General features: G+C 69.1%; 23 protein-coding genes. 9 read left to right on the top strand and 14 right to left on the bottom strand.

Annotated features, from left to right (window positions below):
- The first annotated feature begins 134 nt into the window (after positions 1 to 134).
- The 5 genes from AC1M14_RS01290 to AC1M14_RS01270 all read left to right on the top strand — a co-directional run bounded on the left by AC1M14_RS01290 (position 135) and on the right by AC1M14_RS01270 (position 4975).
- Positions 135 to 1655 (top strand): efflux transporter outer membrane subunit, encoded by a 1521-nt coding sequence (locus AC1M14_RS01290; RefSeq protein ID WP_479730810.1) that lies wholly within the window; start codon positions 135 to 137, stop codon positions 1653 to 1655.
- Positions 1652 to 3181, top strand: a complete 1530-nt coding sequence (locus tag AC1M14_RS01285; protein ID WP_479730809.1) for an MFS transporter — start codon at positions 1652 to 1654, stop codon at positions 3179 to 3181. The genes AC1M14_RS01290 and AC1M14_RS01285 overlap by 4 nt, the downstream gene beginning before the upstream one ends.
- A 4-nt stretch (positions 3182 to 3185) precedes the next feature.
- Entirely contained in the window at positions 3186 to 4274 is a 1089-nt protein-coding gene (locus tag AC1M14_RS01280) for an HlyD family secretion protein (protein ID WP_209165545.1), read from the top strand.
- A 230-nt stretch (positions 4275 to 4504) separates the two neighbouring features.
- Complete coding sequence (locus AC1M14_RS01275) at positions 4505 to 4726, top strand: hypothetical protein (protein WP_111826144.1); 222 nt, start codon at positions 4505 to 4507, stop codon at positions 4724 to 4726.
- Between the two features lie 30 nt (positions 4727 to 4756).
- Positions 4757 to 4975, top strand: coding sequence for a hypothetical protein (locus AC1M14_RS01270; protein ID WP_111826145.1), 219 nt, complete (start codon positions 4757 to 4759; stop codon positions 4973 to 4975).
- Between the two features lie 39 nt (positions 4976 to 5014).
- Here AC1M14_RS01270 and AC1M14_RS01265 read toward each other — a convergent pair whose 3' ends face one another.
- The 5 genes from AC1M14_RS01265 to AC1M14_RS01245 are packed head-to-tail and all read right to left on the bottom strand — an operon-like array spanning position 5015 to position 9366.
- On the bottom strand, positions 5015 to 6001 hold the full coding sequence (locus AC1M14_RS01265; protein WP_479731774.1) for a fumarylacetoacetate hydrolase family protein: 987 nt from the start codon (positions 5999 to 6001) through the stop codon (positions 5015 to 5017).
- A 17-nt stretch (positions 6002 to 6018) separates the two neighbouring features.
- Positions 6019 to 6552: a VOC family protein gene (locus AC1M14_RS01260; RefSeq protein WP_102773127.1), complete on the bottom strand. Its 534-nt coding sequence runs from the start codon at positions 6550 to 6552 to the stop codon at positions 6019 to 6021.
- A gap of 18 nt (positions 6553 to 6570) precedes the next feature.
- Entirely contained in the window at positions 6571 to 7545 is a 975-nt protein-coding gene (locus AC1M14_RS01255) for a Bug family tripartite tricarboxylate transporter substrate binding protein (protein WP_479730808.1), read from the bottom strand.
- Between the two features lie 31 nt (positions 7546 to 7576).
- Positions 7577 to 7777: a hypothetical protein gene (locus AC1M14_RS01250; protein ID WP_479730807.1), complete on the bottom strand. Its 201-nt coding sequence runs from the start codon at positions 7775 to 7777 to the stop codon at positions 7577 to 7579.
- Positions 7777 to 9366, bottom strand: a complete 1590-nt coding sequence (locus AC1M14_RS01245) for an FAD-dependent monooxygenase (protein ID WP_479730806.1) — start codon at positions 9364 to 9366, stop codon at positions 7777 to 7779. Before AC1M14_RS01245 ends, AC1M14_RS01250 begins: the two co-directional genes overlap by 1 nt.
- 150 nt (positions 9367 to 9516) lie before the next feature.
- Between AC1M14_RS01245 and AC1M14_RS01240 the strand changes: the two genes are divergently transcribed.
- Complete coding sequence (locus AC1M14_RS01240) at positions 9517 to 10317, top strand: helix-turn-helix transcriptional regulator (RefSeq protein ID WP_479730805.1); 801 nt, start codon at positions 9517 to 9519, stop codon at positions 10315 to 10317.
- 3 nt (positions 10318 to 10320) lie between these two features.
- Here the strand turns inward: AC1M14_RS01240 and AC1M14_RS01235 are convergent, their stop codons facing one another.
- On the bottom strand, positions 10321 to 11124 hold the full coding sequence (locus AC1M14_RS01235; RefSeq protein WP_102773122.1) for a nucleotidyltransferase domain-containing protein: 804 nt from the start codon (positions 11122 to 11124) through the stop codon (positions 10321 to 10323).
- Between the two features lie 170 nt (positions 11125 to 11294).
- On the opposite strand from AC1M14_RS01235, the gene AC1M14_RS01230 reads away from it, so the two are divergent.
- The 3 genes from AC1M14_RS01230 to AC1M14_RS01220 all read left to right on the top strand — a co-directional run bounded on the left by AC1M14_RS01230 (position 11295) and on the right by AC1M14_RS01220 (position 13019).
- Positions 11295 to 11519: a CrpP-related protein gene (locus AC1M14_RS01230; protein ID WP_111826150.1), complete on the top strand. Its 225-nt coding sequence runs from the start codon at positions 11295 to 11297 to the stop codon at positions 11517 to 11519.
- A 109-nt stretch (positions 11520 to 11628) separates the two neighbouring features.
- A complete protein-coding gene (locus AC1M14_RS01225; RefSeq protein ID WP_479730804.1) occupies positions 11629 to 12498 on the top strand; it encodes an alpha/beta fold hydrolase in 870 nt (289 codons plus the stop codon).
- A gap of 26 nt (positions 12499 to 12524) precedes the next feature.
- Positions 12525 to 13019, top strand: a complete 495-nt coding sequence (locus AC1M14_RS01220; protein ID WP_111826152.1) for a DUF305 domain-containing protein — start codon at positions 12525 to 12527, stop codon at positions 13017 to 13019.
- Between the two features lie 45 nt (positions 13020 to 13064).
- Here AC1M14_RS01220 and AC1M14_RS01215 read toward each other — a convergent pair whose 3' ends face one another.
- The 8 genes from AC1M14_RS01215 to AC1M14_RS01180 all read right to left on the bottom strand — a co-directional run bounded on the left by AC1M14_RS01215 (position 13065) and on the right by AC1M14_RS01180 (position 25154).
- Positions 13065 to 14261, bottom strand: coding sequence for a pectate lyase family protein (locus AC1M14_RS01215; RefSeq protein WP_479731773.1), 1197 nt, complete (start codon positions 14259 to 14261; stop codon positions 13065 to 13067).
- A gap of 34 nt (positions 14262 to 14295) precedes the next feature.
- Positions 14296 to 16200 (bottom strand): CDC27 family protein, encoded by a 1905-nt coding sequence (locus tag AC1M14_RS01210; RefSeq protein ID WP_479730803.1) that lies wholly within the window; start codon positions 16198 to 16200, stop codon positions 14296 to 14298.
- A complete protein-coding gene (locus AC1M14_RS01205) occupies positions 16193 to 17221 on the bottom strand; it encodes a KpsE/RkpR family capsule polysaccharide export protein (protein ID WP_168202219.1) in 1029 nt (342 codons plus the stop codon). The genes AC1M14_RS01210 and AC1M14_RS01205 overlap by 8 nt, the downstream gene beginning before the upstream one ends.
- Before the next feature lie 121 nt (positions 17222 to 17342).
- The gene (locus AC1M14_RS01200) at positions 17343 to 18062 is read right to left on the bottom strand and encodes an ATPase (protein ID WP_479730802.1); all 720 of its coding nucleotides are present in this window, start codon (positions 18060 to 18062) and stop codon (positions 17343 to 17345) included.
- A 9-nt stretch (positions 18063 to 18071) separates the two neighbouring features.
- Entirely contained in the window at positions 18072 to 19409 is a 1338-nt protein-coding gene (locus AC1M14_RS01195) for an ABC transporter permease (RefSeq protein WP_102773113.1), read from the bottom strand.
- A 7-nt stretch (positions 19410 to 19416) separates the two neighbouring features.
- Positions 19417 to 20577, bottom strand: coding sequence for a polysaccharide biosynthesis/export family protein (locus tag AC1M14_RS01190; protein ID WP_102773112.1), 1161 nt, complete (start codon positions 20575 to 20577; stop codon positions 19417 to 19419).
- A 42-nt stretch (positions 20578 to 20619) separates the two neighbouring features.
- The gene (locus AC1M14_RS01185) at positions 20620 to 22677 is read right to left on the bottom strand and encodes a glycosyltransferase (protein WP_111826155.1); all 2058 of its coding nucleotides are present in this window, start codon (positions 22675 to 22677) and stop codon (positions 20620 to 20622) included.
- Positions 22674 to 25154, bottom strand: coding sequence for a hypothetical protein (locus AC1M14_RS01180; RefSeq protein WP_479730801.1), 2481 nt, complete (start codon positions 25152 to 25154; stop codon positions 22674 to 22676). The genes AC1M14_RS01185 and AC1M14_RS01180 overlap by 4 nt, the downstream gene beginning before the upstream one ends.
- Positions 25155 to 25177: the final 23 nt, after the last annotated feature.

The raw sequence follows: 25177 nt of genomic DNA, 5'->3' as shown, positions 1-25177 counted from the left end.
CGGCAGCGGCCCGATGGCGTCATCACTATCAATGGCCAGTTTGTTTATCGATCCAGCCATGCCGACATGGCCGGATTGATAAATACATTGGCCATTTCGTGGAATGACGCCAGCCTAAAAGAGAATGAGAATACTTGCATTCTCCCAACCCCAAGGCGGCCCGCCTGCGCGATCGGCCGCCGCGCTACGTCCGCCCCATGATCCGTTTTTCCCGCACCCGGACGCCCGCCGTCTTCCTCGGCCTGGTACTGACAGGCTGCTCCGTCGGGCCGGCCTTCCAGCCCCCGCCCGATTCCGCCGCCGCCGCGACCCTGCAGCCGCGCGACGCCGGCTCGCTTGCCGCCGCCCTGCGGCGCGAACCGGTGCCGGCCGCCTGGTGGGACCTGCTCGACGATCCCATCCTGTCCAGCCTGCAGCGCCGCGCCGCGCAGGCCAACCTGGATCTGCAGGCCGCCGCGGCGCGCGTGGCCCAGAGCCGGGCCAAGCTCGGCATCGCGGGCGCGGCGCAATTGCCGCGGCTCGGCGTCGGCGGCTCGTATGCGCGGCAGGCCGACAGCGAGAACGGCAAGATGGTGGCGCTGGGCGCGCCGTCAGCGCCCTATGATTACTGGCAGGCCGGCTTCGACGCCTCGTGGGAAATCGACCTGTGGGGACATGCGCGCAAGCTGCGCGAACAGGCCGGCGCCGAGCGCGCCGCCGCCTGGTACGACCAGGAAGCCGTGCGCGTGGCCATGGCCGCCGAGATCGCGCGCAACTACCTGCAGCTGCGCGGCATCCAGGCGCAGATCGATATCGCGCGGCAGAACGAGAAGATCGCCGAGCACGCGCTGCGCCTGGCCGAAAGCCGCGCGCGCAACGGCGTGGCGACGCAGTTCGACACCGCCGCGGCCAGCGCCCAGCTGGCCACGGTGCGCGCGCTGCAGCCCGAGCTGGCCGAGCAGCGCGACGCGCACATGAACGCGCTGGCCTTGCTGCTGGGGCTGGCGCCGCGCGAGCTCGACGCCGAACTCGGACCGGCCCGCAAGCTGCCCGATCCGCCGCAGGCGGTGCCGGTGGGCCTGCCGTCGGAACTGGCGCGCCGCCGCCCCGACATCCAGCGCGCCCAGGCGCGCCTGCAGGCGGCCACGGCCGCGGTCGGCGTGGCCACGGCGGACTTCTATCCACGCCTGACGCTGGGCGGCGGCCTGGGCGTCGAATCCTTCCACGGCAGCGACCTGGGCAACTGGGCTTCGCGCCAGTTCACCGTCGGGCCGACGCTGTACCTGCCCATTTTCGAGGGCGGCAGGCTGCGCAGCACCCTGGCGCTCACCGAGGCGCGCCAGCAGGAAGCCGCCATCGACTTCCAGCGCACGGTGCTGCGCGCCTGGCACGAGGTCGACGACGCGCTCAACGCGTGGGCCGCGCAACAGCGCCGCCACGTCGAACTGCGGCACGCCTACGAACACAATCTGCGCGCCCTGCGCGCGTCCGAGGCCGCCTACAAACAGGGCGCGGCGGACTATCTGCCGGTGCTGGTCGGACAGCGCAACCTGCTCGACAGCCAGCTGGCGCTGACCCATAGCGCGACCCGCTCCACCTTGACGGTGGTGGCCCTGTACAAGGCGCTGGGCGGCGGCTGGGACGCGGCCGCGCAAGACGGCGGGGAGGTCCGGTGAGCGCGCACGCAGCGGCCGCCCCGGCCGTCCCCGAACGCCGCGCGCGCCCGCTGGTCGCGCTGACCGGCATCTTCCTGGCCGCGATGACGGCCGGCCTGAACAACCGCGTCGGCGCGCTGGCCCTGGCCGACATCCGCGGCGCGCTGGGCCAGGGGTTGGACGACGCCTCCTGGCTCCACACGGTCTATGCGGCGGGCGAGCTGGTCGCCATGCCGTTCGCCTCGTGGTTCGCCATCACGCTGTCGCTGCGCCGCTTCCACCTGGGCATGGTGGGCCTGTGCGCGCTGATCGCGCTGGTGCTGCCGTTCGTCCACAGCCTGCCGCTGCTGCTGGCGCTGCGCGGGCTGCAGGGCCTGGCCGGCGGCGCGCTGATCCCCGTGCTGATGATGGCCGCGCTGAAGTTCCTGCCCGCGCCGATCCGGCTGCACGGGCTTGCGCTTTACGCCATGACCGCCACCTTCGCGCCCAATGTCTCGACCTGGCTCACCGGCCTGTGGACCGACAGCCTGACGGACCTGCGCCTGGTCTACTGGCAGGCGATCCCGCTGCTGCTGCTGGCCGGCGCGCTGGTGGGCTGGGGCCTGCCGGACGCCCCGTCGCAGGCCGAGCGCTTCAAGCGCGCCAACTGGCCCGGCATGGCCATGGGCGTGATCGGGCTGATCCTGGTCACGGTGGCGCTGGACCAGGGCGTGCGGCTGGACTGGTTCGAGTCGCGCCTGATCACGGCGGCGCTGGCCGTGGGCCTGGTCTTCACCGCGGCCTATCTGGCGAGCGAATGGCGCCACCCCGAACCCTTCGTCAAGCTGCAGCTGCTGGGCCGGCGCAACCTGGGCCTGGGATTCACGGTGTTCGTGTGCCTGCTGATCGTGATGCTGTCCGGCTCGTCGGTGCCGTCCGCCTATCTCGGCCGCGTCTGGGGCTACCGGGCGCTGCAAAGCGCGCCCATCGGCCTGATCATCGGCCTGCCGCAATTGCTGCTCGGCCCCTGCGTGGCCGCGCTGCTGTACCGCAAGTGGGTCGACGCGCGCGTCGTGTTCGCGCTGGGACTGGCGCTGATCGCCGCGGCCTGCCTGCTCGGATCCCGCCTGACGGCGGACTGGGTCTGGCAGCAGTTCATCGTGGTGCAGACGCTGCAGGCGCTGGGCCAGCCCATGGCGGTGGTGTCCCTGCTGTTCCTGGCCACCAGCGTGGTGCAGCCGCCCGAAGGCCCCTACGTGTCGGGCACCATCAATGCGCTGCGGGTGTTCGGCACCCTGGCCGGCAGCGCGGCCATCGGCCAGCTCACGGTGGTGCGCGAGCGCTTCCACGCGGACATCCTGCTCGACAGCCCGGGCCTGCTGCATGGCGGCTGGACGCAGCTGATCGAGCCGGCCCGCATCGCCTCCGCATTGCACGAGCAGGCCTTCGTGCTGGCCACGTCCGACGCCTACCTGGCGCTGGGCCTGCTGGCCGTTCTGATGATTCCCCTGGTGCTGCGCCTGCAATACATCCCGGCGCCGCAACCCGCTACTACTTCTCATGGATGAACCTATGCCTCAGCTCAAGACCGGCAAGACCGCCGTCGGCGCCCTGCTCGCCGTCACCGTCGTCGCCGCGCTTTTCTACATCAACCGTCCGGAAAGCGCGTCGGACCTGCAATCGACCGACTACGCCTACGTGCGCGCCGACTTCACCCAGGTCGCGCCGCAGGTTTCGGGCCGCGTCGCCGAAGTGCTGGTCGAAGACAACCAGCGCGTGGAGCCGGGACAGCTGCTGGCGGTGATCGATGACCGCGACTTCGCCATCGCGCTGGAACATGCCCGCGCCAGGGTCTCCAGCGCGCAGGCCGTGATCGACAGCCTGGACGCCCAGATCGCCCGCCAGGAAAACGAGATCGAGCGGGCGCAGGCCACCGTCACGGCCGACAGCGCATCCCTGCGCCTGGCCCGGGCCGATCTGGCGCGCTACCGTAATCTGGCAGCGGACGGCGCCGGCACCGTGCAGGCGCTGCAGCGCGCGCAGGCCCAGGCCACCATCCACGGCGCCAATCTGGAAAAGGACCGGGCCGCCCATCAGGCCGCGCTGCGCCAGCTCGACATCCTGCGCGCCGAACTGCGCAAGGCGCGGGCCGCGCTGGCGCAGACGAAGGCCGAAGAGGCCGCCGCGGAACTGAATCTCTCGTATACGCGCATCACCGCCCCGATCGCGGGCACCGTGGGCCAGCGCGCGCTGCGCGTGGGGGCCTTCATCGCCACGGGCAAGCCCGTGGCCGCGATCGTGCCGCTGGACGCGGTCTACATCGAAGCCAATTACCGCGAAACCCAGCTCGCGCGCGTGCGCCCCGGCCAGCCGGTGAAGATCCGCGTGGACGCGTTGCCCGGCGTCACGCTGCGCGGCACCGTCGACAGCCTCGCGCCGGCCAGCAACGCCAGCTATGCCCCGCTGGGCCCGCAGAACGCCACCGGCAACTTCACCAAGATCGTGCAGCGCCTGACCGCCCGCATACGCCTGGACGCGGACCAGCCGCAGGCCGCGCGCCTGCGCGTGGGCATGTCGGTCGAACCCGAGATAGACGTGTCCGCCGAGCCGGCCGCCGGCCGCACAGTCGCCGCGCGCGGCGCTACCTCGTATTCCGACTGATTCGAAGCCCCTGCGGGCCGGATATCGGCGTATCTGTGGCGTGTTCCAAGTACTGGAACCGAAACTTTCACCAAATCATGTGAGGACAATTTTCAGCGTTTTCCCCGCAATCGCCGTAGGCCCCAAGGCCCGCCCATACACAATGTCGGATTTGAAGCGATTTTCTAATAGCGCCTGGTTATTTGCCTGACTAGGCTGGCCCTGAAGCTGCCAAAAAAAGGAAAGAAGAAATGCACAGGGCCAGTGAACAGGAACACGACAAACAGGCGCTCATCATCGGCTGGATTCTGGACGGTCCCAGGCCCGTCTTCACCGATGTGATCAGCGAAGTCCGCAGGTGGATGGACGATGGGCTCGAGGTCTATGAAGTGACCCGGGTCCACGGCAGCAGTGGCAAGCACCTCAGCCCTTTGGAGGCCCGCAGTCCGCGCCGCGCGCGGGCCGGCCTTTGACGGGCGGGGCGCCGTACAGGAGGAAAAACAATGAGAACCGGAGTCATCAGTCTCAACGGTTACCGTCTCGAGTACAAGCTGTGCGAAGTCTCGTTGCGGCCGGGCTGGAACGTGTGGGTGCGCACCTCGCCCCACAAGAGCTGGACGCAGATCGGCACGGGCGATCGCGTGTTCGCCAATGAACATGCCGCCATGAGCGGCGTGAAGCACACGGCCGAGGAACTCAACGCGCGGCGCCTGAAAATATAGCGGCGCGGGGCCTGCCCCGCGCCGCGTCTGCCGCCGGCCTCAGCGGCCGCGCACCTTCACCGCCTGGTCGATGGCGCCGAACAGCGATTGCCTGCCGTCCAGCGCCTCGATGCGGACCCGGTCTCCGTGCCGCAGGTAGGGGCGCAGGCCTTGCTCCGGCGCGCCTTCCAGGATCTGGCGCACGCGGGCCTCGGTGATGCAGGCGCTGCCGGCGGCCGGGTCCTCGTTGCTGATGGTGCCCAGGCCGATGATGCTGCCCGCGCCCAGCGCCCGCGTGCGGGCCAGGTGCGCGATGACCTGCGAGAAGTTGAAGATGGTCTCCACGTTCGAATGGGGCTTGCCGAAGGCCACGCCGTTGATCGAGATGTGGACGCGGAAGTTGGGCATGCTGTCTTTCCACAGCGTGCCCAGCGCCGCCGGCGTGAGCGCGATGGGCGCGAAGCTGGTGGCGGGCTTGCTTTGGTAGAAGCCGAAACCCTTGGACAGTTCGTCGGGAATCAGGCCGCGCAGGGACACGTCGTTGAGCAGCACCACCAGCGCGATGCATTGCTCGGCCTGCTCGACGCTGACGCCCATGGGCACGTCCTTGGTGATGACGGCGACCTCGGCTTCGAGGTCGATCTGGTGCGCCTCGTCGACGGCCTCGATGTCGTCCTGGGCGCCCAGCATGACGTCGGAGCCGCCCTGGTAGACCAGCGGCTCGGTTTCATAGCGCGGCGGAATGGGCTCCTTGCGCCATTGATAGATCAGGCGCGCGTGATTGCGGTAGACGGACGCGTCGGCCCACTGGTAGGCGCGCGGCAGCGGCGCCATGCAGGCGGCCGCCTCGAAGGCCGGCGCGCCGGCCCAGCCGGCCGCGTCCAGCGCCTCGCTTTGCGCGAGCAGCCGCGGCGCGAGCGCGTCGAAATCATCCAGCAGCGCTTGCAGCGTCGGAGCGGCCTGCGCGGCCGTCCAGCGCTGGCCGGCCGCGTCGACCAGCATCAGCTGGCCGTCGCGGGCGCCGTTCTTGCGCGTCGCCAGACGCAAAGGCAGGTTGGACAGCGTCATTGCATTCCTTTGCCGGCGGTCCGGCCGGATTGGGTGTCGGTCCATGCGCGCAGTGTCTGGTGGGCGGTCTTGGCGAAGCCGGCGACGACCTCGGCCGGCGCCACCTCCACCGTCAGCTCCAGGCGGAAGCCGTTGGGATCGAAGAAGTAGACGGATTCGATGTAGCCGTCGTGGTCGGTCACGCCCAGCACCTCGATGCCGTGCGCTTCCAGCCTGGCCTTCATCGCCACCAGGTCCTCCATGCTGTCGACGCGCAGCGCCATGTGGTTGACCCAGGACGGCGTGTTGGGCGAAGGCAGCGCGGCGGTGTCGTCGCCCAGGTCGAAGAAGGCGATGTGCGAGCCGTCGGCCATGCGGAAGAAGATGTGGACGTACGGGCAATAGTCGCCCGTGCTGGGCACGTGGTCCTTCTTGATGACGTGCACCAGCGGCAGGCCCAGGATGTCTTCGTAGAAGTGGCGGGTTTCCTCGGCGTTCTTGCAGCGCCAGGCGAAGTGGTGCAGACCGTGTACGGGACGGGGCGAGTTCATGTCGTACTCCTTTCTGGATCAGTCCAGAACGATGTTGGCCTGGCGGATGACCGCCCCCCATTTGAGGGACTCCGCGCGGGCCAGGGCCTTGAATTTTTCGGGCGTGCTGGGCAGCGGCTCGAAGCCGAAATCGCTGAAGCGCTGCAGCACGTTCGGATCGGCCAGCGCCGCGTTGAGCTGCCGGTTCAGCAGCGCGACGACCTCGGCCGGCATGCCGGCCGGACCCAGCACGCCTTGCAGGGCGAAGACCTCGACGTCGTTGACGCCCTGCTCCGCCAGCGTGGGCACGTCCGGCACGGCGGCCGAACGCTGCGCGGTGCCGATGGCCAGCGCGCGCACCCGTCCGGACTTGATGTAGGAAATGCCGGACGCGAGATCCAGGAACATGACGGGCACGTGGTTGCCCAGCAGGCTCTGTATGGCGGGCGCGGCGCCCGCGAAGGGCACGTGCGTCAGGTCCGTGCCGGTGCGGCTCTTGAACAACTCCATCGCCAGGTGATGCGGCGAGCCGTTGCTGACCGAGGCGAAATCGACCTTGCCCGGGTTGGCGCGCACGTAGGCCAGGAACTCGGTCAGGTTGCGCGCCGGGAAGTCGGGATGGACCACCAGCAGCAGCGGAAAGCGGCCGATGGCGCCGACGTACGTGAAGTCGTTCTCGGGGCTGAACGCAAGCTTCTTGAACAGGTGCTCGTTGAAGAACAGCAGCGCGTTGTCGGCCGACATGATGGTGTAGCCGTCCGGCTTGGACCGGGCCACCAGGTCGGCGCCGATATTGGTCGAGGCGCCCGGCCGGTTGTCGATCATGAGCTGCTGGCCCAGCTTGGGCCGCATGCTTTCGGCCAGCGCGCGCGCCAGGTTGTCGGTGCCGCCGCCGGCCGGATAAGGCACCACCCACTTGATGAGGCGGTCCGGATAGGCGCCCTGGGCGGCGGCGCAGGCCGGCCCCGCCAGGGCGCTGGCGGCGAGCAGCTTGAGTACGTGACGACGGTTCATGAATGGTTCTCCCCCGGTGTTTTTCTTGGACTCAGCCCGCCGACAGCGACGGCTGTCGCAGGTCTTTCAAGGCGGCGTCGATGGCGGCCTTGCAGGCCGCCTCGTCGCCCAGCCGCTCGAACAGCAGCAGGGCCAGCCTGGACAGGAACAGCGACTCGCGCTCCCGGCCGGCCTGGCCGATCGCGTTGCTGCAATAGGTATAGACGCGGTCCTGCGCTGCGGCGTCGAACATCACGACGGACTCCTCTGGATTTGGCATGCTTGGGCAATGGCGGCCTGCACCCTGGCGGCGTCGGCGCGCCGCCAGCGCGCACAGACATGGCCGTCGGGCCGGACGAGATAGGCGGTTCCTTCGGTTGCGCCATAGGCGCGCGCGGCGGGGCTGGAGACCGGCGCCGCCACCGCGCGACAGGGCACGGCGCCGGCGTCCCGCGCCAGCGTCATCGGCTCGGGCCCGAAGCACAGCAGCGTGAACGCGTCGCCGGCCAGCAGGTCCGTGACGAAAACGCCGTCTCGCACCGGCGCGTCATCCAGCGGCGCGCCGGGCGGCGGACCGGCCTCGAACGCATCGCTTGCGGCCGACAACGCCGAGGACTGGTAGTGGATGGCGTGCGTCTGGCGCGGGTTGATCAGCCGCGCGATGCCCGGATGCGCGCCCGCCAGCGACAGCGCGGCCTCGCGCATCAACTCGAAGCCGCGGTGCGGCGGCGACATGAATTCGGTGCTGCGCATGGCGCTGGCCGCGTTGACGTGAAACGCCTCGATGCGCTCCTGGCTATAGCTGTCCAGCAGCGCGTCGCCGGCCTGCCCGCGGATGCGCGCGGCCAGTTTCCAGGCCAGGTTGTCGGCGTCGTCGAAGCCGGAATTCAGGCCGCGCACGCCGAAGATCGGCATGGCGTGGGCCGAGTTGCCGGCGAACAGGATGCTGCCGTGGCGGTAGCTGTCCAGCGTCATGGCGCCGGCGCGGTAGATCGAAGTCCAGACCGGCGTCCACGGCAGGTGGCCTTCGCCGATCGCGTCCAGGTGGTTCTGCACGAACGCCCGGATCTGCGCGGGCTCCATCACCTGGGCCGCGTCCTGCCCGGCGGCCAGCTGGTAATCGACGCGCCAGATGTCGTCCGGCTGGCGGTGCATCAGTATCGTGGTGCCGCGCGCCCAGGGCGGATCGAACCAGGCCCGGCGCTCGGTGGGCGACTTGCTGGGCAGTTCGATGTCGACGATGGCGTAGCGCCCCTGGTATCCCACGCCTTTGAGTTCCAGGCCCAGGCTGTTGCGCACGAAGCTCTGGCCGCCGTCGCAGGCCACCAGCCAGTCCGCCCGGGCGTCGTAGTCGCCCAGGGGGTTGCTGACGGTCACGGCCACCCCGTCCGCCTCCTGCCGCACCGCGGTGATCCTGCTCTGCCAGCGGAAGTCGATGGTGCCCGGCCGCTTCCGGTTCACCGCGGCGATCTCGTCCAGCAGGTACTGTTCGATGTAGTACTGCTGCAGGTTGATCATGGGCGGGAACTTGTCCGCCTCGCCCGTGGGCATGTCGAAGCGGAAGACCTCCCGGTCGCCATAGAAGCTGCGCCCGCGGCTCCAGGCCAGGCCCTTCTCCATGAAGCGCGCGACCACGCCCAGCCGGTCCAGGATCTCCAGGCTGCGCCGGGAGATACAGGCGGCGCGGCTGCCCTCGCAGACGGAATCGTCGGCCTCGATCACCACGCTGCCCACACCCCGGCGGGCCAGCCCGAGGGCGACGGCCATGCCCACCGGGCCGCCGCCCGCGATCAGCACCGGGTGCCGACCGGGCTCGTCGCGCCCGGCCAGGCCGGCAGGCATCCGCGGCGCATAGCGTTGATACGTGAAAGGTCCGATATGTGTAAGCGGCACGATTGGCAAGCCCTGGTTTTTCGTACATTGATGTCGAACAATTATCTGGCTTGCCGCCGCTTAAAATGTCATACAAAAATACGACGTACTAGCCCGAGCATGAAAGTCACCCGCCTGTCCTCGAACGCCGCTTCGGCCAGTCCGCAGCTCGCCCTGCGCCTGATCGAAGCCATCGGCTCGCACGCATTCGCCACGCAGGTGCTGGAATCCCTGGAAGACTTCGTGCCGGCCAGCCACTGCACCATCTTCGGGCTCAAGAGCAACGGCCGCATGGAGGCGCTGTCCAGCGCCAGCGCCATCGGCCAGATCGCCACCATCACGGCGGTGGACTACATGCAGATGGGCTTCGACCAGCTCGACTCGAACACGCTGTGGCTGTCCAAGCGCAAGCCGGGCCGCGAACGCCAGTTCTGGATGGGGCACCAGTTCGCCAGCGACGTGACCCACGCGCGCTACCGCCAGCTTTGCTACGACGTGCCCGGCATCCGCGAGCGCCTGTCGCTGCTGTCGGTCTTTCCCGACGGCTACCGGATCTCGCTCAGCCTGTACCGCAACCATTCATATCCCGACTACAGCGTGGCCGACATGCACTGGCTGTCGCTGCAGGCGCCGATCCTGGCGGCCGCGGTGCTGCGGCACGTGACGCTGTTTCCGCAATCGCTCACGCCCCGCGCCTCGGAACAGGAACTCATTTCCACGCTGTCGTATCGCGAGCGCCAGATGGTCGCCCACATCCTGGACGGCCTGACGACCAAAGAGGCGGCCGCGCGCATCGGCATCGCGCAGACCACGGCGGCCACGTACCGCTACCGGGCTTTCCGGCACCTGGGCGTGGGCACGCTGGGCGAGCTGTTTGCGCTGATGCGCAGCCCGCCTGCGTGCCGCAAGCACTACCGATAGCGGCTATGGCGCCGCCGGCGGCGCGTGCCGGTTCACGTAATCGAGCAGTGCGTCCGGCATCGCCTGCACGGGATCGCGCGGCGGCGCGTCGCTTCGCAAGTCGACGTAAAGCGCGATCGCGGCCAGCAGCGCCGCGCGCACGGACTCGCGCTCATGCGCGGCGACGGTGACCGCCAGCCGCGCGCTGGCCGGCGGCGGCAGCCTCTCGATCTTCCTGACGCCGCGCTGCGGCCCGCCGGCCCGGCGGTGCAGCATGGGCCCCAGCACCTGGTCGCGCAGCAGGCCCAGGATGCCGATGGCTTCGAACAATTCGCCGCGCGCCAGCTTGGCGGCGCCGTAATGCAGCCAGATCCATGCCCTGCGCTCGAACCATTCGGGCGTGGCGGCCGGCCATGCGATCGCCGCGGCCTCCAGCCGCGCCTCGATCCACTGGCGGTCGCGCGCGAACAGCACGGCCGGCCGCTCCACCCGCCGCTGCAGCTCCGCCGCGGTCACGAACTTCAAGTCCACGTGCAGCAGTTCCGGGCCATACAGGCAGATCAGCAGCCTGGGCTCGCCCACGTGCTCGCCGGTAAACGCGGAAAGCAGCCCGCCGATGCGCTCGGCGAACGCCAGGCGCGAGGCCATGACGTCGTCATAGCTGGCGTCGTCGCAGACGATGACGAAGTCCAGGTCCGAATACGGGTCCAGGCCGCCGTGGATATACGAGCCTCCGATCAGCAGCGCGATCATGCGCGGGTCCGCCGCCACCGCCGCGCGGACTTTTTCCAGGAACCCGCCGTGCAGGGCGGGAAGCGTGTCTGCCATGTCGAATCCTCCGAACCGGCAGGCCAGATTACCGAATCCGCCGCCCCGCGGGCAAGCGTCCCCGATAGCGGCGGCGCTGCCCGGCATACCCGTGCGGCAATACTATTGCGGTTTATATCCGTCAATTTCATACTTCCAGCCCGGGCCTGTACTTCCACGGAGGTGCTGCGGTGTATGACGACATCCGAAAGCAAGGGGCGCGGGCCGCCCGCGAGGGGCTGACCCTATGGGACTGCCCCTACTTCCGGGCGGATGCGATGCCCGGACACACGGGCGAATCTCCCGAAAAATGGCGGGCCAAGGTCGAAGCCTGGGAGGCCGGATGGAAAGCCGAGGTCGGCATCCGCCGACCGCCGCCGGCGCGAAGCCGGCCGGCCAGGCGGCGCGGCGCCTAGTGTCCCGTCCCGTCGATACGTCCGCACGCGCGCCCTCGCCGGGGCGCACGCGGCTTTCGGCACGCCGCTTGCTGACTCACGCCGGCACCGCTGTTGAAGAGCCCGCGCCATGATCGAGCACGATGTCGAAGTCGGCGACCTGACGGTCCATTTCTACGATTCCGGAAAAATCGAGGGCGCCACCTTGCTGGCCCTGCACGGATGGCCCCAATCCGCGTGCTGCTGGTTCGAGCTCATGTCGCGCATGAGCGGCCTGCGGGTACTGGCGCCCGATCTGCCCGGTGTCGGCGCCTCTTCGGGACGTCCGCCGCGAGGCGACAAGCGCGCCCTGGCCGCCATACTGCTGCAAGCGCTCGACCGCCTACAGGTCGACCGGTTCTGCGTGGCCGGCCACGACGTGGGCGGGATGATCGCCTACGCGCTGATGCGCATGCAGCCCGCGCGGCTGAGCTGCGGCGCCATCATCGGCGTGTCGGTGCCGGGCGTAGCCCCCTGGACGCGCGTGGCCGCCGATCCGGCGCTATGGCATTTCGGCCTGCACCGGGTGCCACACCTGCCCGAAGTACTGGTGCGCGACCACGTCGCGGAGTATTTCGATTTCTTCTACACGGCGCTGCGCGGCCCGGCGGGCGGCGTGCCGGCGCGCAACCGACAGGCGTATTGCCGCGCCTATGCGCGCCCCGACGCCCTGAGCGCCGGCTTCGACTGGTATCGGGCGTTCGACGAAGACGCCGCCGCCAACGCCGCCGACGCCGGCCCCTGCACCGTGCCCCTGCTTTACGTGCGGGGCGGCGACGACGCCGCCGCGCTCGAAAGCCATGCCAGCGGATTGCGGCAGGCGGGCTTTGCCCGGGTCGAGACGGCGCGCATCGCGCGCGCCGGCCACTTCGTCCCGGACGAGGCGCCGGCCGAACTCGCCGCCCTGCTCACCGGTTTCATCGCCGAATTCGGCTGGAGCGAGCTGGCGTCGCACCCGTAGGCCGCCACCGACGGATACCCCCAGCCATGAAGCACAGCCCAACCGATTCCGCCCACGACAGCCACGCCGGCCGTCCGTACCTGAAGTTCTGGATCAACATGGCGCTCGGCCTGGCCGTCATGTACTTCGTGATGTTCTCGATGATCGACGGCAGCCGCGACTTCCGCAACAACCTGAACATGTTCTACATGGCCGTCACCATGTGGGCGCCCATGGGCATCTTCATGCTGGCGACCATGCCCGGCATGTTTCCGCGCAAGACGCTGAACCTCGTGCTGGGCTGCCTGTTCTTCGTGCTGACGGCCGTGTCGTTCGCCGCCACGCGGCGCCAGGCCGCGATCGACGACCGGCAGTTCATCGCCTCGATGGTCCCGCACCATTCCGGCGCCATCCTCATGTGCCGGCAGGCGTCGCTGACCGACGCCGAACTGATCGAGCTGTGCAGGAACATTGCCGCCGGGCAGCGGCGCGAGATCGAGCAGATGAACGCCATCGCGGCGCGCCTCGATGCGGGCCGTTGAACGCGGCGCCGGCATCGCTGGATACCGATAGAGTGAAATCCTGCTTCAGCGCCGCGCGTCGGCGCAATCCGCGCCGGTGCGCCTAGCGGGCAACGGCGTATCGCCGCCGGTATTGCCCGCGTAGCGCCGGATCTTCTCTGCCAGCTCCGGCGTGGCGCGCTCGTAGCCGTAGCAGTATGGCGGCGTCGGCGCGGCCTCGGGGCGGTAATCCTGCAGCACCGGCTTGGCGTCGCCCAGGTACAGATTGTCCTTCAGCCGCAGAAAGGCCTTGTGGTCCTGCGTGTAGCCGTGTTGCGCCTTGCGCCGCTCGTACGCGCCGCGGTCCGATTCGCCGTTCGGCAGCGCGCTGCGTTCGGAGGCGATGGGGATATAGCGGCAGTAGTTCACGTTGACGCCTTCCACCGTGGGGTAGAACTCGGGCTCCACGCACTTGCGCCGCGTATCGTTGCTGAAGATGTTGCCCTCGATCAGGGCCTTGGCCTCCAGGCTGAAGCTCATGCCATAGAAGTCCCAGTTCTCCAGCAGGTTGTTGTACAGGTGGAAGGTGCCGAACTGCCCGCGCGGATTGCGCTGCACGGTGTTGAAGAAGTAGTTGTGGTGCAGCGTGACCCGCGCGATCGAATCGCGGCCGTAGTTCTGGAACAGGTTCTTGGAGGTGATGTTGTTGAGCAGCATGACCTTGTTGGAATCATGGAACTTGGTCCACGAGATCGTGACGTCGGTCGAGCCGTTCTTCACGTTCAGCAGCCGGTCCGACATGCGCGACAGGTCGAGATGGTCGACCCATACGTCGCGGCTGCCGTTGGCCACGTTCACCGCCTGCGTCAGCCGCTTCAGGCGGCCGTCTATGGTCAGGTGCGTGAGGATGACGTTGCGGCTGCCGTACACGCCCAGCCCGTCGTCGATCAGCGCCACGCGCCTGCCGCGCCCGTCTATGGTGACGTCGGACGGCACGCGCAGCTGCGATTCCAGCACGATGCTCATGTCGGACGCAAAGCGTATCCACGCCGGTCCCTTCTTGGCCTGCGCGAGCGCCGCGCGCAGCGTGCCCGGCCCGGCGTCCCGGTCCGACGTGACCTCGATCCAGCGTCCGCCCTGGCCGCCCGTGGCGCGCGCGCCGTAGCCTTCGCGCTGCGCCAGCAGCCCGGAGACCAGCGGACAGTCCGCGTCCGGCGTCGCGCAGGAATCGGCGGCCTGGGCCGTGCCACCATACAGCAGCGCCAGGACCAGCAGGCCGCGCATTGCGCTCAAGATCGGCTTCAAGGCGTGTCGCTCCCTATCGTTGCGCCGATCGGTCCGCGGCCGCGACGTGGCGCCAGATCCCGCCACTCAGGCGCAGGTCTTCCGGCGGGCCGGCCAGGTGCTCCCTGAGCCGTTCGAAATAGGCCTGCTGCCAGCGCTGCGCGTAAGCCTCGGCGTCCTCGCCGGGCGCGGCCGAAGGCAGCATCTCCAGCGTATAGGCCACGCGCCCGTTCTCCCAGCGCGGCGCGTAGAACACCGAAGGCACGCCCAGGCGGTGCGCGAGGTGCGAGGCGAAACCGGAGTAGGTGACCTGCTGGCCCGCGAAAGCGGTACGCGGGGCGGCCGGATTGGCCGCGCCGTCTATCGCCAGGCACAGCACGTAGCCCGAGCCCAGCGCGCGCATGCAGGCCTTGGCGACCTGGGCCTCGGTCTGGTCGGCGGTGGAGATCAGGGCCGCGGAATAGCTGCTCTGCGCGATGCTGGGCGCGGTCGCCAGCCAGCGCGACGGAATGCCCAGCAGCTCCAGCGCCATGAGACCGGCGTACATCGGCCCCACGTGCGCGGTGGCCACCACCACGCCGCGGCCGGCCGCCAGCAGCGGCGCGAAAAAGCGCTCGCCGGTGTCGAGTTCGCCCAGCAGCTGCATGGCGTCCTCGACGTCGTCCTCGCGGCATTCGAGCCAGTCGAACAGCAGATGGTCCATCAGATGGCCCCAGCGCGCGCGGCGCTCCCATTGCGCGCGGTCCACGCTCTGGTCGCCGCGCAGCGACCAGGCCCAGTCGAGCCGGGCCTGCGGAATCGGCGCGGTGTCGAGCTTCGTCTCCAGCTGCGCCATGGCCTGCTCGAAGGTGGGCGGCAGCTGCAGGTTGCGGCGGGCGACGTAATGCTCGAACAGCGCCTCGGCCTCCTGCTTGCGGCCCGCCTGCGACAGCGCGCCGATGGCCGAGCGCTGCCAGATCTGCTTGTCGGGCGATTTCTCCACCAGATGCAGCATCTGGTCGGCGGCCTCGTCGTACTGCTGCGTGTAGCGCAGGGCGCGGGCGTACAGGGCGCGGGTCTGCTCCAGCTCGGGCGCCAGGTCCAGCGCCTGCTTGAGCGGCGCGACGGCCTCCTTGTAGCGCCCGGCGCGCAGCAGGGTCTCGCCGTACAGCGTCAGCAGCCTGACGTCGGCGGGCGCGGCCTGCAGGCCCGCCTCGAAATGCGCCGGCGCGTGCGTCTTGCGGTCGTCCTCGCCGCCGCGGCGCAGCAGCGCCAGCCCGAGCGAGGTGCGCAGCGGCGCGCTGTCGAGGCCCGCCTTCAGCGCCGCCTCGCCCAGCATGATGGCGGCTTCCACCCGTTCGTCGTCGAGCAGGGCGCGCAGGGCCACGGTGGCCACGCGCTCGTTCGGCAGCTGGTCGGGGTCCAGCGCCGCGGCGATGCGGGCGGCCTCGGCCGCGTCGCCGTTGCGCACGAAAGCCAGCAGCCACCAGTAGGTTTCGTCGGCGTCGCGCTGCGCCAGGCCCACGGTGGCGCGGGCCACCTCGGCGGCCTCGGCCTTGCGGCCGGCCTGCACGCGCAGCTGAATGCGGGCGGCATGCAGCGCCGCGGTGTCGGGTTCGATCGCGGCGGCCGCGTCGGCCTCGGCGATGGCGCGGTCCCATTGCTCGGTGCGCGCCAGCAGGCTGGCCAGCAGGCGGCGGTCGTCGGCGCGCGCCGGATAGGCGGCCGCCAGCCGCTCCAGCGCGGCGATGGCCGGTTCCAGCCGGCGCTCGCGCACCAGCGGCGCGACCAGCAGCCGGCGCACGTCGCGCCAGCCCTCGCCCGTCTGCGCCAGCGCCGGATCGAGCCGGGCCATTTCCTGCGCCGGATCGGGCGCGCCGAGGATTTCCTGGATGACGCCGCGCAGCCGCGCCGTGGCGTCGGCCTGCGCGCGGCGTTGTTCGATAAGCGCTTCAGCCATGACGCAATCCCCTCAGCAAAGCCATCGCGACACGGGCGATGAACATCAATACGAAGCCCAGCGCCAGCGCCTGCAGCAGCAGAATCCCCGTGCGCGGGCTGCTGGGCCGGTCCGTGGGCACCGGCTGGGCGATGATGGACAGATAGCGCTGCAGGCGCAGCGTGTCGGTCATCGCCTGCTGGTACGACTGCTGCGCCAGGGTCAGGTTCGAATCCGCGAAGGCCTGGGTGTTGCGCAGCGCCTCGTACGACTTGAGCTGCTGCGCCTCGGTATTGCCCTGGCCGCTCAGGCGCTGGCGCACCGATTTCAGCCGCTTCTTCAGCGACGCCACCTGGAGTTCGGCCGGCTTGAGCATGAAGTGGTCCTTGTTGCCCAGCGCGCGGATCTTGTCGAGATTGGTCTGCGCGCTGCTCAGCTCGGTTTCGAGCTGGCTGGACAGGTTAAGCAGCATCGACACGGTAGCGGTCGGATCGATATTGCCGTGCGAGGTGCGCCAGGCCGTCAGGGCTTCGCGCGCGGCCAGCGCCTCTTTCTCGGCCAGCCTGACCGACTCTTCGCTGACCTTCAGCTTGTCGGCCACGCCTTTCTCGTTCATGGAGCTGACGAACTCCTCGGCCAGGACGATGAGTTCCTTGGACAGGGTTTCGGCGTGCTGCGGCGAGAACGCGCTCACCCGCAGCACGTCGATCTGCTCCAGCGCGTTGAACGAGACGTGCACCGCGGCCCGGTATGCGCGGTACAGCTCGTCCTCGCTGGAGTCCTCGTCCAGGCGGTTCAGCGGGTCCAGGCCGGAATTGGCCAGGAACTGGCGCAGCCCCACCTTGCGGTCGAGCTGGCGCATGCAGTCGCGCGACTTGAGGAACTCGCTGACCGCCCAGCCGTCGACGAAACCGCCCAGCATGCCGCCCATATTGCCCGTGGTGATCAGGCTGGCGGCCCCGCCGCCGCCCTGCTGGCCGGAGGCGGACTGCACGAAGAAGCGCGACTCCGCCTCGTAGCGCGGCGTGGCGACGAACAGCACGTAGGCCAGCGCCAGCGCCACCGGCGCGACCACGATGGCCGCGTTGATCCAGCGGTGGCGGCGGCGCTCGCGCAGCGCGGACTCGCGCTCGCGGCGGCGGCGCGCGATCTCCGAGCCGCCTTCAGAAGCCGAACTGGCTTTCCTCGAAGTTTCCTGCGAGGAGCTCATCGCCTGCGCCGCCGGAGTCGCCTCTTGATCGCCTCGGCGGGTACTTCTGGAGGCATTGGTCGAGGTCGTCTTCGATGCGGAGGGCGCTTCGTTCATAAATCAAGCCTTTGTAGCAGTAGTCCGCCAGCTGGTTCTGGCGGTAACTGGAGAAAATGAGTGTCCGGCCGACCAGCCGCTCTTCGAACAGCGCCAGCCACAGCCGGGTGAAACGGCAGGGTTCGAAAGGAATGGACCCCTCGATCACGTAGACGTCGAACGCCGGCGCCAGCGCCAGCGCGAACGAAAACTCCTGCCGCGCGTAGAGCGGCCAGTGCTCCATGGGCCTGGCCAGGAACTTCGGGTCGCTGACCAGGTCGGCGACCAGTTCGTAGGTGGCGTCGGCGTCCAGTTCGTACATCTCGCACACGAAGTCGATCATGCTCAGGCCGCTGGCCTTGCCGCGGATGAAGCCCTGGCGGCCTATCGCCCACGAGACGTTGCCGTCGTGCTTGACGAAGCCCTGGCGCGGCGGCCGCAGATTGCACAGCAGGTCCACGAGCTGGCGGTGCATTTCCGGCGCCGGCGACATCAGGGCGTAGCGGCCCACCGGAATGTCGAGCGTGGCGCGCGACAGCAGCGGCTGCCGGCTTCCGTAGGCATAAGGCTCGTCGGTCACGCCATTGAGATGGATCATCGTCTTGCCTCACATCGGCTGGACATTGGGGCGGGCCAGCCGTTCGCCCGCCAGGGCGACCACGAACAGGAACACCAGCGCCGTCAGGAAGTAGCCCAGGCTCGCGTCCTGCGATTCGTAGGCGTCGAAATAGACCGAGCGCAGCAGCTGCATGCCGTGGGCAAACGGAGACCACAGCATCCACGGACGCAGCTGCTCGGGCAGCTGTTCCGACACGAAGAACACGGCCGCGAAGATCTGCAGGAAGCGCTCGATCACCGGCGCCAGCCGCAGATAGAACGGCCAGAAGGTCGCGATCGAGCCGAACAGCAGGCCCATGGCCGAGCCGCAGCATCCCATCAGCACCACGTACAGCACGAAGCCCGCCCAGCTCTGCGGCAGCGTGATCAGCTCCAGCGCATGGCCGGCGCTGATCAGCACCGCGAACACCACCAGGTACACCGATACATAGATCATCGCCTGCACCAGCGCGCACATCAGCGGCGTCACCCCCTGGAAATTCAGCAGCCCGCGGGCCGACACGTAGGCCGCGCTGCTTCTGAAGATGACCTGGCGGAACATGATCCAGGTGGTGGCTCCCAGCAGCGAGAAGGTCTGCACGTCCATGCCCATGATGAAGTGCGTGCCCATCAGGATGTACAGCGACGAAATCAGCGTCAGCAGCACCACGGGCCCGACCAGCGCCCACAGCAGCGCGATGCGGCTCTCGCCGTGCATGACGTGCAGCTGGTAGATGACCATCGCCAGCAGCGTGCGTCCCACCGGCCGGCCGCGCGCGGCCGTCGGCTGCGGCGCTTCGTGCAGCACTTGCAGGCGCTCGCGCAGCGTCGCGAGATCGCCGGCCTCGTCGGGCGACAGCTCGATCTCCATCGCGATGTCGTTGCGCGAGGCATGGCGGCGCGCCTCGCGCGCCTCGTCCTGCTTGCGCCGCTCCACGCGCCGCGCGTGCGCCGCGGCCAGGCGCGCGTCCTCGGCCACCAGCCTGGCCGGCATGTAGCCGGGCGCGAACACCTCCACGCCCTCGCGTATGTCCTGTTCCAGCAGGCGCACGATGATGCGCAGGCGGCGCCGCGAAAAGTCGGCCAGCGTCTCGTCGACCTTGCTGCGCCCGATCTCCGCGTCCAGCTCGGCCTGCACGGCCTCGTACACCGCGCGCCGGGCCGCCACCGAATCGTGCGGCTCGCCCTGCAGCCGCGCCAGCAGCGGCTTGAGCAGCACGTCCGGTTTGGCCTGGGCCTCGAACAACGCGGCCGGGTCCAGGCGCCAGACCGCGGCGCCGGACCCTACTGCGTAGTCGCTGCTTTTACGGCGCGAGCGCCATCCCTTGATCCTGTCCTCGTTGCTCATCGACACGCTATTGGGTGATGGCCGACGAGTTGGAGGAACCCGAATCGCTGTCGATCGCCCGCGTGGCGCTGAAGCCGGCGCTCATGGTGACGCGGAATGCCGACAGGACCTTCTGCACCTGCGTGAACGGCGCGTCCGAAATATAGATGGCCTGGCCTTCGTGCACGGTGAATTCGCGCGCCAGCGCCACCTGCTCGGGCCGGGTCATGTCGAACTGGTAGACCACCGGCAGCTTGTCCGGCTTGCCGTCCACGCCGGCCGTGGCGGGCGTGAACAGGAACACCGAGCGCGGGTCGGCCGTCTTGTCGTCCAGGCCGCGGGCGTCGGCCAGCGCGTCCAGCACGCTGTAGTTGCGCTTGCTGATGGCCACGCGGCCCTGGTTGCCGGCCGCGCCCAGCACGGTCAGGTATTCGCGCGAGTCGTAGGCGGTGATGACGTCGCCCGGACGCAGCAGGATGTCGTTGTTCTGGTTGCGGTAGATGTCCGACAGCCGCACCGAGGCCACCTGGTTGTCGCGGCGCAGGCTGATCACCAGCTGTTCCGGATTGGTCTGCACCGGCGCGCCCTGCGCCAGCGCGCTGCTCAGGCGCTGCGACGTCTGGGTGATGGGATACATGCCGGGCTTGGTCATGTTGCCCTGCAGGGTGACCATCTGGCCGCGCGCGTCGGCCGCGCGCGTCACGCTGACGTCGGCCCCCATGACCAGCTTGCTCAGGCGCGCCACGATGGCGTCGTGCAGCTGCGCGAGCGTCATGCCGGCGGCCTGGAACTTGCCCAGGATAGGGAACTGGACATAGCCCTGCCGATTGATTTCCTGGTTGCCCAGGTCGCTCACGCCGGACGGGTCGGCCGCGAACACGCCCAGCCCGCCGCGCTCCCACACTTTCACGTTGATGCCGTCGCCGGGAACCAGGCGGTCGAACCCGGCCTGCGTGAGATCGCGGTAGCTCACCGGAAAATCGGCCACGTCGGGCACCCTGCTGGCCTGCGCGAGCTCGCGCGAGACGGGCATCACCACGACGTCTTTGTCGTCGTGGGCGCCCGTCATCTCGCTCAGCATCGGCCCGGAACGCGGCAGCTGGCACCCCGCAAGCGTCGCGGTGGCAAGCAGCAGCATGGCCAGGGCCGCCTTTCTACGCGGACCCCAGGCCGGGACGTTCATTTGCATAACTACCTTTATCTCCAGGACATCGGTTGGATCGGTGCGGACTCAGGCCAGCATCCGCTGCATCGGGAAATCGATGCGCTCGTCGTTCTCGGACACCGGCATGACCGGCACGCACAGGCTCAGGAACTTGCGCAGCATGGCGTCGAGCGAAAACACTTTCTGCGCGCGATGGCGGCTCTGTTCCTTGATGGTTGCGTCGCTGCGCGCCAGGTCCACCATGGAGGCGACCTTGTCGCAGGCCTCGTGCATGTCCGGATGCTCGACGTCGCTGAGCAGATGGCCCGTGACGTTCTCCACGAAGCACTCGCCCGCGCCGCCGGCCGGCGTCGACACCACCGGCACGCCCAGCAGCTGGGCCTCGATCAGCACGTTCGGCAGGCCCTCGTAGCGCGAAAGCAGCACGCTGGTGTCCATCTGCGAATACCAGTAGCCCACGTGGTTGGACAGGCCCACCAGCAGCAGCCTGTCGGTCACGCGCAGCTCCTCGGCCAGCGACACGATGTTGTCGTGCAGGCGGCCGTCGCCGACGATGACGAAGCGCGCCTGCGGCCGCCGCTTCAGGTATTGCGCGGCCATCTTGATCCAGAGCTGCGGCCGCTTGTCCGGCTCCAGCCGGAACACCCCGCCGATGGTCTCGGTGGCGTCGGGCGTGCTTTGCTGGAAGGCGCGCCACTTTTCCTCGTCCGTCGCCGAAGCGTCGGTCGCCAGGTCCGGCACGCCGTTGTACAGCACGTGAAAGCGCACGATGGGTATGCCCAGCCATTCCGCATAGGCCTCGGCGGCCTTGCGGCTGTTGCTGACGAAGTACACGCCGGGCACCTGTGCCAGGGCCTGGTACAGCTCGGGATATTCTTCGCGGAATCGGTCCTTGCGGATGTTGGGCGGCAGCCCGCGGAACACCAGGTGGATGGTGGGCGCGCCGGCCAGCAGCGCCGCCAGCGCCCCGAACAGGCAGGTGCCGTCCTGCCACAGGCTGACCACGTCGAAAGGATTGGTGCGCAGCACCGGCGCAAGCCGCGTCACGCCGTAGTGCACCGGCGGCGGCAGCTGCTCCAGCAGGCGGCCCAGGCCGGCGTCCGGCACCTGCTGGTGCGACACCGAGACGGCGGGCAGCTTGTTGATCTCCGTGACCGGAATCTGCGCCTTGGTCAGCACCGGCAGGAAGAAGTCCAGGCCCTGCTTCTTGGGCGAGCCCGCGGGCTCGGTGTGCTGCTTGACCATCACTTCGACTTTCTCAGGCCGCATCACGACCGAGGACGGCCGGCGCTCGGGCGACTCGGCCATGCGGGTCAGCTCGTTGGCCAGCCGCGTCAACTGCCGCTCGGCGCCGCCCGGTCCCAGGCTGCCCGTGACCAGCGCAACCGACACCGGCTTGTCCGGCGACTGCTCGGGAATCTCCCGGCCACGGAAGTGCAGGATCGCATGCTTCATCGAAATGATGCGGACGTCCTTGCCGCTGAGCTCGCGGTCCGGCTCCAGGGCCTGGTAGAAGGCGTAGTCGCTGGCCAGTCCGCTGGCCAGTTCCTCGGCCTTGCTGCCGGGCGCGAGCTGGTCGGCCACGGGCGCGATGGCCTCGAACGCGTCGGCCACCAGGCCGCGCTTGCGCAGGCGCTTGGCGAACTCGATGCGCATGTTGCGATCCGGGTAGTGCGCGATCAGCCGGCGGAACAGCGCGTCGGACTGCTCATGGGCGCGGATGTCGCTGAGCAGCTTGGCGCGCGCGAACAGCCGGGCCGGGCTTTTCGAGGTCTCGGGCAGATGGCGGTCGACCAGCGCCAGCGCGTCGTCCAGGTGCCGTTCCTTCACCAGCCGGGTCGCACAATAGCGCACGATCTCCAGGTCGTCCGGGCATTCGTTCAGCAGCGTGGACCACTGCTCGGACATGCCCTCGTTCAGGCCGGCCGCCTCTTTCAGGCGCAAGAGCAGATAGCGCACCTTCGAGTCGGCCATGTGGCCGCGCGCCAGCGCGTGGGCGCGCACCAGGTTTTCCTGCGCCAGTTGAACCCGCCCCGACGCCGCGACTATTTCCTCGAGCTGCGCCTGGACGTGCTGGAGCTGGGAGGCCTGGTCCTCCTGTTCGGTCATCAATGGTGGGTTCATGCCGCCTTCCTGCGATTGGCCTTTTCGATCCACACCAGGCAACGCTGGATGTAGTGGTCGAACTGCGCCGGGTTGTCGGAACGTTCCTTGAGCAGGCGCCAGTACGGCAGGGCCTGTTCGAAGCGGTGCAGGCGCATGGCGCCGACGGCGGCCAGGCGCAGGCCGACGGGATCGTCCGGAACCAGTTGCAGGATGCGTTCGCCCAGCGCCAGGCGCTCATTGGTGCTGGACGAATCCAGCGCCCGCGCCTCGGCGTACAGCACGGCCAGCACGCGGCGCTTTTCGTGGTCGATTTCCGTCATCTCCGGCCACGAGCGGCCGACCCGGTCCAGCAGGGTCCAGGCGCCCTGGTGGTCGCCGGCAGACAACATTTCGCGGGCGCCGCGGATCGCGCGCGGCCCGAGGCGGCCGAGCTGGCGCTCCGCTTCTTCCTTCGCGCCCTGGTCGGCCGAGGCATGGGCCTGCACCGCCTTGTAGGCGTCGATGGCTTCGCCGAACCAGCCGCCGTTGAACGCCGCCCGCGCGAAGAACAGCTTGGCGCTGAACGGCGCGGATTCGGCGGCCGCGGCGCGCTGGAGATGGCGCATGGCGGTCTGCTTGTCGCCCAGCGCGTCGGCGGCGCGGCCGCGCATGGCGTCGAGCTCGGGGAAATCGGCCTGGGTGTCCAGGGCGATGTCCGTGAGGTCCATGACTTCCTTGTGGTTGCCCGCCAGCAGCGCGGCGCGCACGCCCAGCCGCATGGCGCGCTCGAACGCGCGCTGGGCGCGCACCCCGGTCAGCGCCTCGGGATTGAGCAGGCGATGCGCGCAGATGCGTTCGGCCGCGTCGCGCAGGCGTCCCTCTTCCAGCGCGCGGGCGCCTTCTTCCGCCCAGACCGGCGACTGCGACTGCAGCCAGGACTGGATCTCTTCATTCTCGCTGTCGTTCAAGCCGCAAGAGACCGCCAGCGTGGCCGCCGCCATGATGCTGCCGCGCCACGAGGCTTCCTTGACCAGCTCCAGCGCTTCCATCGGCTCCAGCGCGGGCGTCTCGGACGCCAGGGCGCGCAGGCCCGCGCGGTCGCCGGCCACCAGCCGGTCGCGCCACAGCACCGCGAAACCGCGGCCGTAGGACGGATTGGCTGCGCGCACCTCGTGCACCCAGCGGATCGCGGCCTCCATGTCGCCGCTGGCCTGCAGCAGCGACAGCACCGTGTCGGCCGCCTCCAGCGCCCAGGCGTCCTGCGGCGCGGAGATGCGGAACAGCCGCTTCCAGTTGCTCAGGGCCTCGTCCGCATAGCCCAGCTGGCCGGCGCAGACGGCGGCGGTGCGCACGATCTCGGGGGTTTCGATTTCATCGCCCAGCAGGCCGGCGGCCAGCGGATAGGCCACGTCGTGGCGGCCCAGCTTGAAATGATTGCGCATCAGGATCTGCTCGGCCTTGCTGCCGGAAGCGACCGAGCCGTCGGCGCTGCCCAGCAGCGCCAGCGAGCCTTCGTAATCGCCCAGCTCTTCCTGGATGCGGGCCGACAGCAGCACGTGGTCGGGCAGGCCGGGATGACGGCGCAGCACGTCGCGCAGGCGGCGCGAGGCTTCGCGCAGCTCGCCCGAATCCCACAGCTTCTCGATGCGCTCGGCGCTGTCCTCGGCGCTCAGCTTGGCCACGGCGGGCTGCGAGGTGGACGCGCCCATGCGGGAACGCATGTAGTTCTTGTACCACTCGGCGCCCAGGCGCTCGGCGAAGACCGAGGTGTAGTGCGTCAGGTCCAGCCCGCCCTGCTCCATCGCCTCGGCCTGGCCGATCTTGTTCATCAGCGGCGTCGGATCGTAGCAGGGCACGCCGATGCGTTCGGCGCCAGCGGTCATCGCGGCGATCAGCTGCTGGCGCTGTTCGATCGGCACGTTGTCCGGCGTCAGGGCGTTGACGTGGGTGACGAACACCACCTTGTCCTTGCCCAGCAGGTCGACCAGCTGCTGCATTTCCTGCTCGACCTCTTCGTCGGGCAGGTCGCGCTTGACGATGCGGGCCAGCAGGCTGGCGTCCTCGGCAGACAGGCTCTTGTAGACCGCGTCCTGCTCCAGCTGGGCGCGCCGCTCATCCAGCCGGTCGGGATGGGCCAGCGACCAGAACATGCGGGTGCGCGTGCGATCGGCGAAGAACTCGCTGAAGTAGCGCACCAGGTAGTTGGACTGGATGGGATAGCCGTCGATGGTCAGCAGCTTGCGCGAGGACAGCTCGACCATGTAGAGGTCGGCCGGCTTGTGCGTTCCGTAGCGGGCCTGCTCGCCGTTGGACGGGCGGAAGATCAGGCGCTGGACGTCGGTGGGGATGTCGCGTTCGCCGAACATGAAGCGCGCCTGCTGCAGCGCCTCGGTGCTGGTGTGCACGAAGCCGTAGTTGCGCCCCAGTTGCAGCTTGATCGGGTAACGCCCCACCGCATCGCGCAGCGGCGTGTGGATGCGGCAGGTGCCTATCGGAGCAATGGTAAATGCAGCCATTCAGGGTCTCTCCTGTAGTGATG

This window comes from Achromobacter sp. SX5, from assembly GCF_056711425.1.
This window is presented reverse-complemented; position numbering and strand designations above follow the sequence as displayed.

Excerpts from the sequence above, each read along its gene's own strand:
- AC1M14_RS01270 (WP_111826145.1), top strand. The coding sequence starts at position 4,757 with ATGAGAACCGGAGTCATCAGTCTCAACGGTTACCGTCTCGAGTACAAG.
- AC1M14_RS01250 (WP_479730807.1), bottom strand. The coding sequence starts at position 7,777 with ATGTTCGACGCCGCAGCGCAGGACCGCGTCTATACCTATTGCAGCAAC.
- AC1M14_RS01245 (WP_479730806.1), bottom strand. The coding sequence starts at position 9,366 with ATGCCTGCCGGCCTGGCCGGGCGCGACGAGCCCGGTCGGCACCCGGTG.
- AC1M14_RS01240 (WP_479730805.1), top strand. The coding sequence starts at position 9,517 with ATGAAAGTCACCCGCCTGTCCTCGAACGCCGCTTCGGCCAGTCCGCAG.
- AC1M14_RS01215 (WP_479731773.1), bottom strand. The coding sequence starts at position 14,261 with ATGCGCGGCCTGCTGGTCCTGGCGCTGCTGTATGGTGGCACGGCCCAG.
- AC1M14_RS01185 (WP_111826155.1), bottom strand. The coding sequence starts at position 22,677 with ATGAACCCACCATTGATGACCGAACAGGAGGACCAGGCCTCCCAGCTC.
- AC1M14_RS01200 (WP_479730802.1), bottom strand. The coding sequence starts at position 18,062 with ATGATCCATCTCAATGGCGTGACCGACGAGCCTTATGCCTACGGAAGC.
- AC1M14_RS01210 (WP_479730803.1), bottom strand. The coding sequence starts at position 16,200 with ATGGCTGAAGCGCTTATCGAACAACGCCGCGCGCAGGCCGACGCCACG.
- AC1M14_RS01280 (WP_209165545.1), top strand. The coding sequence starts at position 3,186 with ATGCCTCAGCTCAAGACCGGCAAGACCGCCGTCGGCGCCCTGCTCGCC.
- AC1M14_RS01195 (WP_102773113.1), bottom strand. The coding sequence starts at position 19,409 with ATGAGCAACGAGGACAGGATCAAGGGATGGCGCTCGCGCCGTAAAAGC.
- AC1M14_RS01255 (WP_479730808.1), bottom strand. The coding sequence starts at position 7,545 with ATGAACCGTCGTCACGTACTCAAGCTGCTCGCCGCCAGCGCCCTGGCG.
- AC1M14_RS01260 (WP_102773127.1), bottom strand. The coding sequence starts at position 6,552 with ATGAACTCGCCCCGTCCCGTACACGGTCTGCACCACTTCGCCTGGCGC.
- AC1M14_RS01180 (WP_479730801.1), bottom strand. The coding sequence starts at position 25,154 with ATGGCTGCATTTACCATTGCTCCGATAGGCACCTGCCGCATCCACACG.
- AC1M14_RS01220 (WP_111826152.1), top strand. The coding sequence starts at position 12,525 with ATGAAGCACAGCCCAACCGATTCCGCCCACGACAGCCACGCCGGCCGT.
- AC1M14_RS01275 (WP_111826144.1), top strand. The coding sequence starts at position 4,505 with ATGCACAGGGCCAGTGAACAGGAACACGACAAACAGGCGCTCATCATC.
- AC1M14_RS01235 (WP_102773122.1), bottom strand. The coding sequence starts at position 11,124 with ATGGCAGACACGCTTCCCGCCCTGCACGGCGGGTTCCTGGAAAAAGTC.
- AC1M14_RS01190 (WP_102773112.1), bottom strand. The coding sequence starts at position 20,577 with ATGCAAATGAACGTCCCGGCCTGGGGTCCGCGTAGAAAGGCGGCCCTG.
- AC1M14_RS01225 (WP_479730804.1), top strand. The coding sequence starts at position 11,629 with ATGATCGAGCACGATGTCGAAGTCGGCGACCTGACGGTCCATTTCTAC.